15 protein-coding genes are annotated in these 15331 nt (G+C 62.7%); 2 read left to right on the top strand and 13 right to left on the bottom strand.

Annotation, left to right across the window (positions count from 1 at the left end; genetic code table 11):
* Positions 1-21 precede the first annotated feature (21 nt).
* The 12 genes from QMA15_RS17530 to QMA15_RS17475 form a co-directional block, all read right to left on the bottom strand.
* Positions 22-1221 carry a DUF4185 domain-containing protein gene (locus QMA15_RS17530; RefSeq protein WP_279163484.1) on the bottom strand — a complete coding sequence of 400 codons (1200 nt, stop codon included), beginning with the start codon at positions 1219-1221 and terminating at the stop codon, positions 22-24.
* A gap of 170 nt (positions 1222-1391) precedes the next feature.
* Positions 1392-2177: a RhlG family 3-oxoacyl-ACP reductase gene (locus tag QMA15_RS17525; RefSeq protein ID WP_020909426.1), complete on the bottom strand. Its 786-nt coding sequence runs from the start codon at positions 2175-2177 to the stop codon at positions 1392-1394.
* Positions 2174-3373: an acetyl-CoA C-acyltransferase gene (locus QMA15_RS17520; RefSeq protein WP_279163483.1), complete on the bottom strand. Its 1200-nt coding sequence runs from the start codon at positions 3371-3373 to the stop codon at positions 2174-2176. Before QMA15_RS17520 ends, QMA15_RS17525 begins: the two co-directional genes overlap by 4 nt.
* Positions 3374-3453: 80 nt before the next feature.
* Complete coding sequence (locus tag QMA15_RS17515) at positions 3454-4437, bottom strand: NADPH:quinone oxidoreductase family protein (protein WP_003943088.1); 984 nt, start codon at positions 4435-4437, stop codon at positions 3454-3456.
* 31 nt (positions 4438-4468) lie between these two features.
* Complete coding sequence (locus QMA15_RS17510; protein ID WP_021345810.1) at positions 4469-5566, bottom strand: acyl-CoA dehydrogenase family protein; 1098 nt, start codon at positions 5564-5566, stop codon at positions 4469-4471.
* The gene (locus QMA15_RS17505) at positions 5563-6756 is read right to left on the bottom strand and encodes an acyl-CoA dehydrogenase family protein (RefSeq protein WP_003943047.1); all 1194 of its coding nucleotides are present in this window, start codon (positions 6754-6756) and stop codon (positions 5563-5565) included. The genes QMA15_RS17510 and QMA15_RS17505 overlap by 4 nt, the downstream gene beginning before the upstream one ends.
* A gap of 34 nt (positions 6757-6790) precedes the next feature.
* Positions 6791-7549, bottom strand: a complete 759-nt coding sequence (gene fabG / locus QMA15_RS17500; protein WP_020909429.1) for a 3-oxoacyl-ACP reductase FabG — start codon at positions 7547-7549, stop codon at positions 6791-6793.
* Between the two features lie 46 nt (positions 7550-7595).
* The gene (locus QMA15_RS17495; RefSeq protein ID WP_029537145.1) at positions 7596-8630 is read right to left on the bottom strand and encodes a phosphotransferase family protein; all 1035 of its coding nucleotides are present in this window, start codon (positions 8628-8630) and stop codon (positions 7596-7598) included.
* The gene (locus QMA15_RS17490) at positions 8623-9405 is read right to left on the bottom strand and encodes an SDR family oxidoreductase (RefSeq protein WP_019745700.1); all 783 of its coding nucleotides are present in this window, start codon (positions 9403-9405) and stop codon (positions 8623-8625) included. The genes QMA15_RS17495 and QMA15_RS17490 overlap by 8 nt, the downstream gene beginning before the upstream one ends.
* A 1-nt stretch (position 9406) precedes the next feature.
* Positions 9407-10627: an acyl-CoA dehydrogenase family protein gene (locus QMA15_RS17485; protein ID WP_019745701.1), complete on the bottom strand. Its 1221-nt coding sequence runs from the start codon at positions 10625-10627 to the stop codon at positions 9407-9409.
* Complete coding sequence (locus tag QMA15_RS17480) at positions 10614-11417, bottom strand: enoyl-CoA hydratase-related protein (RefSeq protein WP_279163482.1); 804 nt, start codon at positions 11415-11417, stop codon at positions 10614-10616. The genes QMA15_RS17485 and QMA15_RS17480 overlap by 14 nt, the downstream gene beginning before the upstream one ends.
* Positions 11414-12235 carry an SDR family oxidoreductase gene (locus QMA15_RS17475; protein ID WP_020909431.1) on the bottom strand — a complete coding sequence of 274 codons (822 nt, stop codon included), beginning with the start codon at positions 12233-12235 and terminating at the stop codon, positions 11414-11416. The genes QMA15_RS17480 and QMA15_RS17475 overlap by 4 nt, the downstream gene beginning before the upstream one ends.
* Positions 12236-12393: 158 nt before the next feature.
* On the opposite strand from QMA15_RS17475, the gene QMA15_RS17470 reads away from it, so the two are divergent.
* Entirely contained in the window at positions 12394-12870 is a 477-nt protein-coding gene (locus QMA15_RS17470; protein WP_003942878.1) for a MaoC family dehydratase, read from the top strand.
* 105 nt (positions 12871-12975) lie between these two features.
* On the opposite strand, the gene QMA15_RS17465 is transcribed toward QMA15_RS17470, so the two are convergent.
* On the bottom strand, positions 12976-13656 hold the full coding sequence (locus QMA15_RS17465; protein WP_081051189.1) for a TetR/AcrR family transcriptional regulator: 681 nt from the start codon (positions 13654-13656) through the stop codon (positions 12976-12978).
* 137 nt (positions 13657-13793) lie between these two features.
* On the opposite strand from QMA15_RS17465, the gene QMA15_RS17460 reads away from it, so the two are divergent.
* Positions 13794-15314, top strand: coding sequence for an AMP-binding protein (locus QMA15_RS17460; protein WP_279163480.1), 1521 nt, complete (start codon positions 13794-13796; stop codon positions 15312-15314).
* The last annotated feature ends 17 nt before the right edge of the window (positions 15315-15331 follow it).

The raw sequence follows: 15331 nt of genomic DNA, 5'->3' as shown, positions 1-15331 counted from the left end.
TCTGCGCAAGCGTGAGCCGGATCAGCGAACGAGCGTCGTACGCATCAACATGACGTTGTAGTCGGCCCACGTGGTGGCAAGGAAGTACAGATCCGAACCACTGGACCACGGGTGGATGTATGCAGCGTAGATACCGGGAACCTCGACCAGATTGACCAATGTTTCCGGTGCCGTCCACGGACCGACCGGACTGGGAGCGGTTCGCATCACGATCGAACTGAACGCGTCGGCGTACATCGCCACGAACTTGCCGAGGAACTCGTTGTACTGAACGGAGATCTCCCCGATGCGGCCGTCCATGACGGGTACGGCCGCAGCGGGATCGGCATGGATCCAGCCGTTTCCGTTCCAGTACTCGTAGGCGGAAAGATCGAGGATCGCCCCCTCGGGCACGCGAGAAAGTCGAACCTCGCCGGATCGTCCCGCGGGGGTTCCGTAGTTGTAGACGAACCCGCCGTCCTTCACCATCGAGCTCATCTGAAAGTTCTCGCTACCGGCGACGGGGGCGACACCCGCGGGAAGAACCCCACCGATGTTGGGGCGCAGCGTCTCCGGACGCATGGTCCACGTCTCGCCGTTGTCCGAGGAGGTGGCAATCTGTGAGTAGTTTGTACTCCACTGCCCGGCCTCGCCCCAGTTGCGCACCGACATGTAGCTCAGATACTGCACACCGTTCACTGCTATGCCGCTCGTGGGGATACTGGAAGCCTCGACGCCCGGAATCTTCAGACCGGAGATGATCTCACGCGCCTGACCGGTACCGTCCTTCGGCGCGCTGTCGATGCGCATCCCGTCGGCAAGTACCCGATCCGAGCTGCGGAAGAGCACATTACTTCGCCACTCGCCCACCAAACCGTCGCAGGTGGGGTTACGACTGAGCCCGGTGGTATCGCCGAAAGCGGTCAGAATCTGCCCCGCACCGTTGTCCCACATGATGCCGAGGTCGGTGCCCAGGACATTGAAGCGATCAACTGTCTTGTTGGGACTGTATGTGCCGGTGACCTTTTCGATCGCAGTAGTACGACCGGACAGACCTGGCAACCCTCCGGTGTTGCCGTTGAGCCACGGCGCCGCATTGGCCGGACCTCCACTACTACCGACGCCACTGACTCCGACGCATCCCGGCGCAGCCATCGCCGGCGAAGCCACCGCCGTGACGGCAGCAGCTGCCAGAGCAGCAACTACCCCGAACACCCCCAACGATCTCCCCGCGCGAAACATGACTCCCCCATGGCCGGAATTGTTGGTGTTGTCGTCGTTCCCCCCGAACCTCGGACAATCTAGCAACTGCAGTCACAGATAACCCAATCAGACAAAGACGCGAAAAGGCCTGAAAGTCATAGTAGTTCAGACTTTCAGGCCTTTTCGGACAGAGAAGATCAGTCAGTAGGTCAGCGCGCTCCGCTCGCACCGCCGTCGAGTGGAATCACCGCGCCGGTCAGGTAAGCCCCGGCACGTGAAGCCAGGAAGATGGCAAGACCTGCAGCATCCTGGGGAGTTCCGACCCTGCCCAACGGGACCGAGTCCGCCACAGCCTTTGCACTCTGCTCATCCTCGAGGAGGAATGCCATCATCTTCGACGGGAACGGGCCCGGCGCAATGGCATTGACCGTGATCTGTTCCCCCGCAAGCGTTGCCGCGAGCTTGCGCGTCAACATGTGCACCGCAGCCTTACTGGCTCCGTACGAGAAGTTCTCCGAACCCGACACCACGAGTCCGTCGATCGATCCGATATTGATCACGCGCGCGGGATCTTCCGCAGTGGCTGCAGAACGCAACTGCGGCAACAGCTTCTGCGTCAAGAGGAAGATTGCCTTGACATTGATGTCGAAAATCTTGTCGAAGCCGGCGGCCGGAAAATCGTCGACGGGAGCTCCCCACGTGGCACCGGCGTTGTTGACCAGTACGTCGAGCGTCGGCGAAATCTCGGCGACCTTCGCAGCGAGGCTCTCGATCCCCTCGTCCGTGGACAGATCGGCCGGATGCGAAATGCAGGTGCCGAACTCCGAAAGCTCTCGCGCGGCTTCGTCACAGGCTTCGGCTTTTCGGGCCGAAATGACGACCGTCGCTCCGCCTTCGACAAATCCGCGAGCGATCATGTATCCGATGCCGCGTGATCCACCGGTGACCACAACGGTCTTGCCACTGACGTCGAACAGTCCCTCGATCAAGCTCATGCGACCTCGAAAAGCCCGGCAGCACCCATGCCGCCGCCGATGCACATGGTCACCACCACGAGCTTGGCTCCGCGCCGTTTTCCTTCCAGAAGAGCATGGCCGACCAGACGAGCACCCGTCATTCCGTACGGATGGCCGACGGAGATACCGCCGCCGTCGACGTTGTACTTCTCGGGATCGATCCCGAGCTTGTCGCGGCAGTACAGGGCCTGAGAGGCGAAGGCCTCGTTGAGTTCCCAGAGATCGATGTCGTCGACCTTCAGTCCGTGAAGATCCAGCAGACGCGGAATCGCGAACACCGGTCCGATGCCCATCTCGTCGGGAGCACAACCCGCGACAGCCATCCCACGGTAGATACCGAGAGGAGCCAACCCGCGGCGTTCCGCCTCGCCTGCCTCCATCAGCACCGAAGCGGAGGCACCGTCCGAGAGCTGAGACGAGTTGCCCGCAGTGATGGAGGAATGCGCACTGACAGTCCCGTCGGCCAGAACCGGTCGCAGACTCGCCAGCCCTTCCAACGTGGTGGAAGCGCGGTTGCCTTCGTCCAGGGTCAGCGTCACGGACTCGCTGCGGATCTCACCCGTCTCTTTGTCCTGCACTTGCTTGATCGAGGGCAGCGGGACGATCTCGAGATCGAACCGACCTGCGTTCTGAGCTGCTGCGGTCCGCTGCTGCGAGACGAGCGCGAACTCGTCCTGCTGCTCGCGGGTCACTCCGTAGCGTTCGGCGACGATCTCGGCCGTGTGCAGCATCGGCATGTAGATCGACGGCTTGTTTTCCTTCAGCCACGGATCAGCCGCGCGGAAGTTGTTCATGTGATCGTTCTGGACCAACGAGATCGATTCGACTCCGCCGCCGACCGCGATCTGCATTCCGTCGTCCACGATCTGCTTTGCTGCGGTCGCGATGGCCATGAGCCCGGACGAGCACTGACGATCGATCGTCATTCCGGAAACCGAGTCCGGAAGCCCGGCCCGCAGCACCGCTTGCCGTGCGACGTTGCCGCCGGAAGATCCCTGCTGCAGCGCGGCGCCGAGGATGACGTCCTCGACCTCGCCGCCCTCGAGGCCCGCGCGCTGAACTGCATTCGAAATGGCATGTGCAGCAAGCTCTTGAGCCTGAGTGTTGTTGAACGCGCCGCGGTACGCCTTACCGATCGGGGTACGGGCGGTGGAAACGATGACAGCTTGCCTCATCGGGGAAACCTTTCGTCGAACACGAAGTGCTGTGCGCCTTTATTAACCGCCGGGGGTTAATAAAGGCGCACAGCAAAGAATCAGGGCTGGAACACGACGCGACCGACAGTGGTGCCGTCGCCGAGGCGACCGATACCGTCGGCAACGTCCGTCAACGACAGCCGCTCACTGATCAGTGGTTTGACCAAGCCGGCATCGGCGAGCCTGGTGAGCTCGACGTGGCAGTCGTCGATGGCCTGCTGGTTGTAGGCCTTGTACAGCCCCCAGTGCAGTCCGATGATCGAATAGTTCTTGATGAGAGCGTGATTGAGGGCCGGCTGCGGGATCGTGCCACCGGCGAAGCCGATGATGACGATCCGTCCCTCGAAGGCGATGCACTTGGTGGACTTCGCGTAGGCGTCGCCGCCGACCGGATCGAAGACCACGTCGGCGCCCTTGCCGCCGGTGAACTCCTTGACCGCTGCCACGAAGTCTTCACTGTGACGGTCTACGACGAGGTCTGCGCCGAGCTTGCGCGCGTACTCGGCCTTGTCCGGGCCGCCGACGACACCGATGACCTTGGCGCCTGCCGCCTTGCCGAGTTGCACTGCCGCACTACCGACACCACCCGCAGCAGCGTGGACCAACAACGTCTCACCCTCGAGCAGTTGGGTGCGGCGATGCAGAGCGAACCACGCTGTCTGATAGCCGATGCTCAGAGCGGATGCTTCCGCGTCGTCGAGAGCCGACGGCGCCGGGAACGTGTTGTTCTGATCCAGTACCGAGTACTCGGCGAATCCGCCGGACGGCAGACTCGGATTACCGATCACCCGATCCCCCACTGCGAACTTGGTCACCGATTCACCGACCGAGACCACTTCACCACACAGTTCGACACCGGGTGTGAAGGGCAGCGGCGGCTTGATCTGGTACTCACCCCGGCACATGAGGACGTCGGGGAAGTTGGCCGGAGCCGCCAGCACCTTGACCAACATCTCCGTCGCATTCGGGGTGGGATCCGCGGTCTCCTCCAACGCGAGCACATCGCGGGGTTGACCGAGTTCGTTGACGCGCCAAGCCTTCACAGCAATTCTCCAGACAGATAGTGGGTGAGTTTCAGGACGAGATCGGGAGGTCGACCAACTCGGCGAGGCGTGCCCGATGCTGATACGCGGTTCCCAGCGACAGCTGATCGCTCTTCGCCCGTTTGAGGTACAGGTGCGCCGGATACTCCCACGTCATTCCGATACCACCATGAAGTTGGACGCATTCCTCCGCAGCATGAACCGCGACGCCGCTGCAGAATGCCTGGGCCACCGTCGCTGCGATCGCCGCATCGGCGTCGCCGCGCGCATAGGTGTCCGCCGCATATCGTGCTGCCGCTCCCGAAGAGCTGACTTCGAGCCAGAGATCGGCGAGGCGGTGCTTGATCGCCTGGTACGAACCGATCGCCCGGCCGAACTGCTTGCGCTCCTTCACATACGCGAGAGTCGTTTCGAGGCACCACTGAGCTACAGCGAACTGTTCGGACGCCAGAAGTGCGCTTCCGCAGAGCAATGCTTCCTCAACCGCTTGCGCCGCATTGCCGCTGTCGACACGGACCGACGACGACCCCGAGAACTCGACGTCCGCCAATCGGCGCGTCATGTCCAGGGACAGAACCGGCGTGACGGTAGCGTCGGCGATCCGAACTGTATGCAGCTCCAGGCCGCTCTCACCGGCAACCGGAACAACAAGAACATCGGACTCGGCGACGCCGGCAACCGTCGTGACGCTGCCGACGAGTCCACTCGCCGTTACCTTGACAGTAGGTGTGAAAGTTCCTGGTGCAGTGGACAACGGGACGACCAGAGCAGCCGTCGAATCCCCCGCTGCCAATTGACCGAGCACCTCGGTCTCGCCGGCCTTCAGCAACGCCGTCGTCGCCAGCACCGCGCTGGTGAAGAACGGAACGGGAGCGACCGCACGTCCGATCTCCTCCATCACGACCGCCGCCTCACGCGTCGACGCACCTGCCCCGCCCAGTTCCTCGGGTACCAGCAGTCCCGCCAAACCGAGTTCCGACGCCAGCGACTTCCACAGCCCGGTGAAGTCGGCGGACACGTCGTCGTACGCCGTGACCACGGTGTCGGCGCCGGCCCGCTCGCTCAGCAGTCGTCTGACGCTGGCTCGCAGATCTTGTTCGGTCTCGGAGTACAGCAGATCGGCGCTCATCGGGGTAGGTCCTTCCAGGCGATGTCCTTGTCGACGCGATGCTCGGGCGGCAACCCGAGTACACGTTCTGCGATGACGTTGCGCAGGATCTCCGACGTTCCGCCCTCGATCGAATTGCCCTTGGCTCGCAGGTACCGGTATCCGGGTTCACGCCCGGTGAAGTCGACGGAATCCGGTCGACGCAGCGTCCAGTCGTCGTAGCGCAGACCAGCTTCGCCGTGCAGCTCGAGGTCGAAACCCGAAATCTGCTGAGCCAAACCGGCAAACGCGAGCTTCATTCCCGAGCCCTCGGGGCCAGGCTGGCCGGCGGCGAGCTGCTGGCGCAGTCGCTCACCGGTCAGACGCGCAACTTCGGATTCGGTCCAGAGCCGCATCAACTCGTCGTGCATCGCCGGATTACGCAGCTCGGGCTCGTCACGCCAGGCCTGAGCGACCTTTCCGATCATGCCTCCCTCACGCGGTGCGCCCGAACCGATGGCAACACGCTCGTTGTTCAGGGTGGTGGTCGCAACCTTCCACCCCTGGCCTTCGGCTCCGAGGCGATTGGCGTCCGGAATCCTGACGTCCGTGAGGAATACCTCGTTGAATTCGGCCTCGCCGGTGATCTGACGCAGCGGCCGGACATCGACGCCCGGGTCGGTCATGTCGCAGATGAAGTAGCTCAGACCCGCATGCTTGGAACGTGACGGATCGGTCCTGGCCACGAGAATCGCCAGCTGCGCATTCTGCGCGCCCGACGTCCATACCTTCTGCCCGTTGACTATCCAGTCGTCGCCGTCGCGGACGGCGCGGGTAGCGACGGCCGCGAGGTCCGACCCTGCGCCCGGTTCACTGAACAGCTGGCAGTAGACCGTCTCCGCAGTCCACAACGGGCGCAGGAACTTCTGCTTCTGCTCCTCGGTGCCGAAGGCGGCGATGGTCGGTGCCGCCATGCCGAGTCCGATGCCGTTCTTGCCGGTGGCCGGGCCGGGTGCGCCGGCGGCCTCCAGCTGAGCGTTCACCTGACGCTGAAAGCTCTGCGGTACACCGAGTCCCCCATGACCTTCGGGGAAATGAACCCACGCCAGTCCGGCGTCGAATCGTGCGCCGAGGAAATCCGACACCGACACACTGTTCGGATCGTTCTCCGCGAGAAGCGTGTTCACCTTTTCGGTGAGATCACGCGATACTGCCTCTTCGTCGAAAGCCATGCCCATTCCTTCGGTTCGAGCGGTGAGCGGACGGTCAGTCCTTGGGTCCACCGGCGACGTAGACGACCTGACCGGAAACGAAGCCCGCTCCTTCACTGACGAAGAACGACGCGGTGTGCGCGATGTCCTCGGGCTGACCGACGCGGTTGACCGGAATCTGCGAAGCGGCAGCGGTCTTGAAGTCCTCGAAGCCGACTCCCATGCGCTCTGCCGTTGCGGCGGTCATCTCGGTTTCGATGAATCCGGGGGCAATGGCGTTGGCGGTGACGCCGAACTTGCCCAATTCGAAGGCCAATGTCTTGGTGAATCCCTGCATGCCGGCCTTGGCTGCGGAGTAGTTGACCTGTCCGCGGTTGCCGAGAGCCGACGTGCTCGAGAGGTTCACGATGCGGCCGAACTTCGCTTCCACCATGTACTTCTGCACCGCACGCGACATGAGGAACGCTCCGCGCAGATGGACGTTCATCACCGAATCCCACTCGGCGACGCTCATCTTGAACAGAAGGTTGTCGCGAGTGATGCCGGCATTGTTGATCAGCACGGTAGGTGCACCGAGTTCTGCGGCCACACGATCCACCGCTGCAGCAACCGAAGCCTCGTCGGAGACGTCAGCGCCGACGGCCAATGCCTGGCCGCCTGCGGCCTTGATCGCGTCGACGGTTCCGGCACACGCTGCTTCGTCGAGGTCCAGCACGGCAACGGCAAAGCCGTCTTCCGACAGTCGCTTGGCCACTGCCGCACCGATTCCGCGTGCTGCACCCGTGACAATTGCGGTTCTACGTTCCTGGCTCACTGGCCCTCCATAATTTTCGTGATTCGACGGACACCGGACGATCTCGTCAGATCCCGGCCTGATCTGCAATTTCCCTGGCTTTGGCTACCAAGGCGTCAATACGTTCCACGGTGGGAGTTCCGCTCTCGGCGGCATTCTGCGGTTCGTCGCGGGCGCGACGCATCACGCCCTCGGCGATCACGGCGATCTTCCACAGCCCCAAGGTGTGCCAGAACTTCAGCGCAGCCGGATCCCGTCCGGTGGCCTCGAGATAGATCCGGGAGATCTCCTCTCGCGAAGGGAATCCCGGGAGCGCTGACGCCGGGAAATCGCCACCAGTGTCCTCCCCGGCCGCCGGCCAGTACGCCAACAAGCTTCCGACATCGGCCAACGGATCACCGAGTGTGCAGAGTTCCCAGTCGAGGGCCGCGACAACTTCGCCGTTCTCAGCGGAGGTGATCACGTTGCGTAGGTGAAAGTCGCCGTGCACCAACGTGGTTTCGGTGTGAGCCGGCTGAGCTGCAATGAGACGTCGGGTGAGATCGTCCAGGTCAGGACATTCCCGCGTCTTCGACTGTTCCCACTGTCCGCCCCAGCGCTTCAGCTGCCGTGCAGCGTAAGGCTTGTGGCTTGCCAGGTCGTCGAGACCGGCCTTCCCGAGGTCGACGGCGTGTATCTTCGCCAGCGTCTGAGCGAGCGAGATTCCGATTGCCCGGCGACGATCTTCCGACAACGCCTCAGCAAGAGGCATTCGGTCCACCACTTCGCCGTCCACGAATTCCATGAGGAGCAGCGGAACTTCGGTGACGGCTGGATCCTCGGTCAACCCGAATACTCGCGGCGAAGGCACGTCGGTGGATTCGAGAGCGCTCAGGATTCGTGCTTCGCGCGCCACGTCGTGAGCCGAGGCCAGCAGGTGCCCCAGCGGTGGGCGTCGTAGCACCCAGCGATTGCCGTCTTGATCGCGAACCAGGTACGTGAGATTCGACTGCCCCAGCCCGATTCGATCGAAGGACAACGGCCCGGTGAAGTCGATCCCCAGGCCTGCTATCCACCCGGTGACCGCTTCGGTATCGAGTCCCACTACTCCGACGCTAGCCACCGACGGACGCTCCCTGCCGGAACGGGAGTGCGTCACCCAACAACTGGCCACCGTCGATGGTCATGATCTCGCCGGTTATCCACTGGGCTGCATCCGAAACCAGGAAGGCGATGGCAGCGGCCACGTCCTCGGGTTCACCGATGCGTCCGAGAGCGGTCGACGCGGACACCGCTTCTTCATGTTCTTTCCACAGAGCTTCGGCGAGTTTGGTTCTCACCACTCCCGGAGCAACGGCGTTGACACGAATCTTCGGTGACAACTCGAGCGCCAACTGCTTGGTGATGTGGATCAGAGCAGCCTTCGACGCGTTGTACGTGCCGATCCCGGCCTCGAACGCCATGCCGCCGATCGAGGCGGTGTTGACCACGGAACCACCGTGCTCGCCCATCCAGGCCCGCGCTGCCAGGCCGGTCCACAGGACTGGAGCCCACACGTTGACGTCGAAGGTCTTGGCGAAGCGCGAGTGATCCTGGTTGATGATCGGCCCGAACGACGGGTTGGTGCCCGCGTTGTTCACCAAGATGTCGAGACTGCCGAAACGCTCGATCGTCTGCTCGACGCACTTGCTGGCAGCATCCTCGTCCGTCGCGTGAGCGCCGACGCCGATCGCGTTGCCGTTCACCTGCGCGGCAGCCGCATCTGCGGATTCCTGTGAGCGCGAAGTCAGTACGACGTTTCCGCCCGCCGCCGCAATCGCCTGCGCGGTCGCGAGGCCGATGCCCCGCGATGCGCCTGTGACGATTGCCGTCTTACCGGTGAGATCCAGTCCTGCCATGTCAGTTCGCCTTGACTTCGCGGTACTTGCGCAGTTCCTGCTTGGCGATGGCGCGCTTGTGCACCTCGTCCGGGCCGTCAGCCAGGCGAAGGGTACGCATGTGGGCGTAAGCCATCGCGAGCGGGAAGTCGTCCGTGACGCCGCCGCCGCCGTGAACCTGGATGGCGCGGTCGATGATCTTGAGCGCGATGTTCGGCGCTGCAACCTTGATGGCTGCGATCTCGGTGCGCGCTTCCTTGTTGCCCACCGTGTCCATCATGTGTGCGGCCTTGAGAGTGAGGAGTCGAACCATCTCGATGTCGATACGAGCCTCGGCGATCCAGTCCTGGATATTCGCGTTGTCGCTGACGGGCTTTCCGAAGGTGATGCGGGTGGATGCGCGCTTGCACATCAGTTCCAGTGCGCGCTCGGCCATTCCGATTGCACGCATGCAGTGGTGGATGCGGCCGGGGCCGAGGCGGGCCTGGCTGATCGCGAATCCTTCGCCCTCGCCGGCGAGAATGTCCTTGGCCGGGACGCGCACGTCCTCGAAAGTGATCTCGCCGTGTCCTTCGCGGTCCTGGTAGCCGAAGACCGGCAGGTTGCGCAGGATCGTGACGCCGGGAGCATCGATCGGAACGACCATCATCGACTGCTGACGGTGGGTGGCGGCATTGAAGTCGGTCTTGCCCATGACGATCAGAACCTTGCAGTTCTGGTGCAAAGCGTTGGAAGCGAACCACTTACGGCCGTTCAGTACGTACTCGTCGCCGTCACGGTCCATACGAAGCTGGATGTTGGTGGCGTCGGAACTGGCAACCTCGGGCTCGGTCATCGCGAAAGCAGAACGGATTTCGCCTTCGAGAAGCGGCTTGAGGTACTTCTCCTTGTGCTCGTCGGTGCCGAAGAGCGTGAGCACCTCCATGTTTCCCGTGTCCGGAGCGGCGCAGTTGGTGGCTTCGGAAGCCAGGTGGCTGCGGCCCATGATCTCCGCGAGCGGTGCGTATTCCAGGTTGGTCAGGCCGGGGCCCCATTCGGGATGCGGGTGAAAGAGGTTCCACAGCCCGCGCGCCTTGGCTTCCTTCTTCAAGTCGTCGATGATCGGCGGCTGGAAGTGCGGGTTACCGGACTCACGCATCTGCTCTTCGTAGACCGCTTCGGCCGGGTAAACGTGCTTGTCCATGAAATCGAGCAGTTCGGCCTGGTACTTCTTGGTGCGATCCGAGAACTCAAACACTGACATGTGAACTCCTGACAGAGAGGGAAGGAAAATTGGGGGCTCGATGTTCGAGATGGCTGTTGACGCCCTCGACGACATCCGGGCCGTGAAATGCGTTCAGCATCAGCGATTCCGCACGCCTGGCGGAATCGGTGAAGGTCGAGTGCGCGTCGGCACTCATCTGAGATTTGATGACGGAGAGGGACGTCGGCGAGCAGTTGGCCGCGATGTCCTCGGCGTACGCAATCGCCGCATCCAGAACGTCACCGCCGGTGACCAGGTGGTCGATCAAACCGATACGGTACGCCTCGTCGGCATCCACCATCCGGCTGGAAAGCAGAAGATCGACTGCTCGACTGTGACCGACCAAGCGGGGCAACATCCAGGAGATGCCGTACTCCGCAATCAGGCCTCGACGCGCGAACGCGGTAGTGAATCGCGTTGCACTCGAGCCGAAACGAACGTCACAGTACAGAGCCTCGACCATTCCGAGCCCTGCGGCGACGCCATTGACGGCAGCGATCAGCGGCTTGCGAATCGTGGTCGGGAAATCACGGTCCCGTGGTCGGACAAGATCACTTTCGGAGACGTCGCCGACGTTCTTCAAATTGCCGAGGTCAGCCCCCGAGCAGAATCCTCGACCGGAGCCGGTGACAACAATTGCTCGGACACTGGGATCTTCGTCTGCTGCGGCCAAAAGGTCGTAGTACTGATCTTCGAGCTCGTTGGTCCACGCGTTGAGAACGCGGGGCCGATTGAATGTCAGGACCAGCACCGCTCCTCTCTGCTCGGAGAGGACGAGTTCCTCGGTCATCGCGTTCCCGCGAGCAGCGACGCCTGGTACCGGCGCATCCCGCGCAGCCAACGGTCGTAGTCGGCGCCCTTCTGCCGGTACATGTCCAGAACGTTCTTGTGCGGAAGGATGAGGAATTCCTCGGCATCTACTGCGGCAAGAACGATTTCGGCGCATTCAGCAGGCTCGAGAACATTGCCTGCCGCAAGCACGGCCCCGGTTGCGGCCTTGCCGACCGGATCGCCGGAGTTCTCGCCTTCGTAGAGAAGCTTGGTGTTGACACCCATCGGACACAGGCAACTGACGCGAACGCCCTGATCTCCGTAGGTGATCGAGAGCCACTCGGCAAACGCGACCGCGGCATGTTTGGTCACCGAGTACGCGGCGGACCCGACCTGACTGAGCAAGCCGGCAGCAGAGGCAGTGCTGATGAAGTAGCCTTCCCCGCGCTCGGTCCAACCAGGGACGAGGAGCCTGGCGGCACGAATGTGGGCGCGAACGTTGACGTCGATCGTCGTGTCCCAGACGTCCTCACTGATGTCGAGGCCCATGCCTCCGGTGACGCCGGCATTGGCGAAGTAGAGGTCGACCGGGCCGAATTCCTTTTCCGCCTGCGCGATGAGGCCCGCAATGACCGTCTCGTCGGAGACGTCGCCACCCGCAGACACTGCTGCGCCGGGATGCTCCATGTTGATCGCCTCTGCCACTGCCGAAGCTGCCGCCCCGTCGAGGTCGGCTACTACGACGCGAGCGCCCTCTGCGGCCAGTCGCTGCGCCAACGCACCGCCGATCCCCCCGCCGCCACCGGTGACAATTGCTACCTTCTGGGCAACCTTCATGAGCGATTCCTCTCGCTTGCGTCATACCTACGCGCTGACAGTGATCCACGTCTCCCCTCATGTATAGTTGAATCCGGCGTCAGTTTCAACCGTCGAATCGCGACGGTCACCCGAACGGCCCGTTCCGTCCTCCTGAACTGCGAGTAAAGGGATCAACGATGACTGAAAACCAATTGCCCGTCCGCCCGTCCACCTTCGCCGAGCTCGAGAAGCTCATCGGCCAGGAACTTGGCCCGACGGAGTGGTACGACATCACCCAGGAGCGCATCAACGCGTTCGCCGAAGCCACAAACGATCATCAGTGGATTCACGTCGACCCGGAACGAGCCGCATCGAGCCCGCTCGGCAGCACGATCGCGCACGGACTCTTCAGCCTCTCGCTGGGCCCACAGTTCTCCTACCAACTCATCCACTTCGACGGCTTCGCCCACAGCCTCAATTACGGCTACGACAAGGTTCGCTTCCCCGCTCCCGTTCCCGTGGGATCCCGGGTCCGCATGCGTGCAACCGTCGTGTCCGCGGAGCAGTTGCCCGGCGGAATCCAGGTGAAGATGAGCCAGGTGGTTGAGCGCGAAGGTTCCGACAAGCCAGTCGTCGTGGCCGAATCCGTCGCTCGCGTCGTCGAGAAAAGCTGAACAGAGAAAAGCTGAACAGAGAAAAGCCGACTAGAGAAAAGCTGAAACAAGACTCGGCACGTCCCGGCCGCTCGAACGTCGATACGGCCGGGGCGACCTGCCGCTTCAGGATCGGTCAGGGAACTTCAGCGCGTTAGCCCACAGGTCTGTCACCGTGGCGACAATCTGATCGAACTCCGGCGAACGCCCGTCCACCTCACCCTCATGGAGGGTGAACAGACTGTAGGCGAGCCGACTCACCATGCCGGACAGAGCAATTGACGCTGTCATCGGATCCAGCGTCGTGTCCGCGATACCACGACTCTGCAGATCTGCAATCCCGCGGGCATTACGGCGCATGAACGCATTGGCACGCTCGCTGCGGAACTTTCGGAACTCCGGGTCGATGTGAGCAACCTGCTCCATCAGTCCCATCAATTTCGCATTGCGTTGATACGCCGCCAGATACGCTCGATTACTTGCCTCGAGCACGGCGTACGGATCGTCTGCGCCCGCAACGCGTCCCATGCCCGGGTGCATCATGTCGTCTCGCGCGACCTCGAGGACGGCGGCGAAGACCTCTTCCTTGTTCGCGAAGTAGGTGTAGAACGATCCCGTCGCGCAGCCGGCTTCTTTGGCGATGTCGATCAGACGGGCATCGAGATAGCCACTACGCTCGAATACCGTGCGGGCAGCGGCAATCAGCGCTGCGCGCGTGCGGGTTCCCCGCTCGGTGGTGGGCCGATCTCGGAGCAGCGCAGGCGGAGCCACCGGCAGGGCGGCAATTCGCGATTCGTCATCGAGCACGGTGCGCTCCCCATCCTTCCGAGCCAACATCATTTCGGGACAATCCCAGCAGACTCGATGTTGACGCCGGATTCAAGTGTACGCTCTGGTGAGACCCAGGACACACAATCGGTCGATTCCTCCCGAAAGGCAGAACCATGGTTAGCGTTCTCGACCCGGTGACCCGTCACGCGGAAGTCACTCCGGACAACATCGCAATTCGAAACAGCACTGCGATCCGCGGCACGGATGAACACTGGACTTACCGGCAGCTCCACGACGCGTCCCTGGCGTTCGCCGGCCGCATTCGCGATGCCGGGTTGAGCGTAGGCGATCGGGTTCTCCTAGCGGCACCGTCGGTAGCGGAATTCGTCGTGGCGTACATGGGAATTCAGGCCGCCGGTTGTGTCGTGGTGCCGATCAACACGATGTCGGCGCAACCCGAAGTCGAGTACGTTCTGGACGACGCGGAGATTTCCCTGGCCATCGCGTGGCATCAGCTCGGTCCCGCAGTCCAGGATGCAGGGAGTGCGCGCGGTGTCCCGGTGTGGACACTCACCGAAGAATCGGCGCAGGCCGATCATGCACCCGCAACTGTGGTCGACCGTGACACAGCAGACACAACGGCGATTCTCTACACCTCCGGCACCACCGGACGCCCGAAGGGCGCTCAGCTGACCGTCGGGAATTTGTTGTCCGCCGGTGAGATCGGCGCCGAGAGCAGCCGCGGAAACCCTTCGGACCGCACCGGAACCGGACTGCCGCTCTTCCATATCTTCGGCCAGGGTTCGGTCATGATGGCAACCTTCACCGGCGGCGGATCACTGTCCCTGCTCGCCCGGTTCGACCCCGCTGCCATGCTCGACCTGGTCCGCCGGGACAAGCTCACCATCATGGCCGGTGTCCCCACCATGTGGAATGCCATGCTGCACGCCGCCGCCGATGTGGACAGCTCCGACTTCGAACAACTCAGGATCGCAATCTCCGGTGGCGCATCACTTCCCGGTGAAGTCGCTCGCGCCTTCGAAGCACGGTTCAACTGCACGATCCTCGAGGGCTACGGCCTCACCGAGACGAGCGCGTTCGGGACTTTCAACAGCATCGACCGCGTCGCAAAGATCGGATACACCGGCCGCGCCGTACCGCGCACCGAGGTCGAGGTGCGTGATCACGACGGAAATGTCTGCGAGGCAGGGACAGTGGGCGAGGTGTTCATCAAAGGACCGACGGTCATGAAGGGTTACTGGAAGCGCCCTGAAGACACCGCCGCCGTTCTTTCCGACGACGGATGGTTCCGCACCGGAGACCTCGGTGAGACCGATCCCGACGGGGACCTTCGCATCGTCGACCGAGTGAAGGACCTCATCATCCGTGGTGGATACAACGTCTATCCGGGCGAGGTCGAAGAGGTGCTCTACCAGCACCCCGACATCATCGAAGCCGCAGTGATCGGCATACCCGACGACTACTACGGGGAGGAAGTTGCCGCAGTGGTGGCCGTGCGTCCAGGCTCCGACCTCGAAGCAGACGCCGTCACTTCGTGGGCTCGGGAACGTCTCTCCGCCTACAAGATTCCCCGAGTCGTCCAGTTCATCGACGCACTCCCGAAGGGTTCGACGGGAAAGATCCTCAAGCGATCGATCGACCGAACCGAACTCCTCGCCCAGAAGCAGAACTGAAAACACAGGTGAGCCCC

The sequence above is a fragment of the Rhodococcus sp. APC 3903 genome (assembly GCF_030407755.1).
Classification (GTDB): Bacteria; Actinomycetota; Actinomycetes; order Mycobacteriales; family Mycobacteriaceae; genus Rhodococcus_F; species Rhodococcus_F erythropolis.
This window is presented reverse-complemented; position numbering and strand designations above follow the sequence as displayed.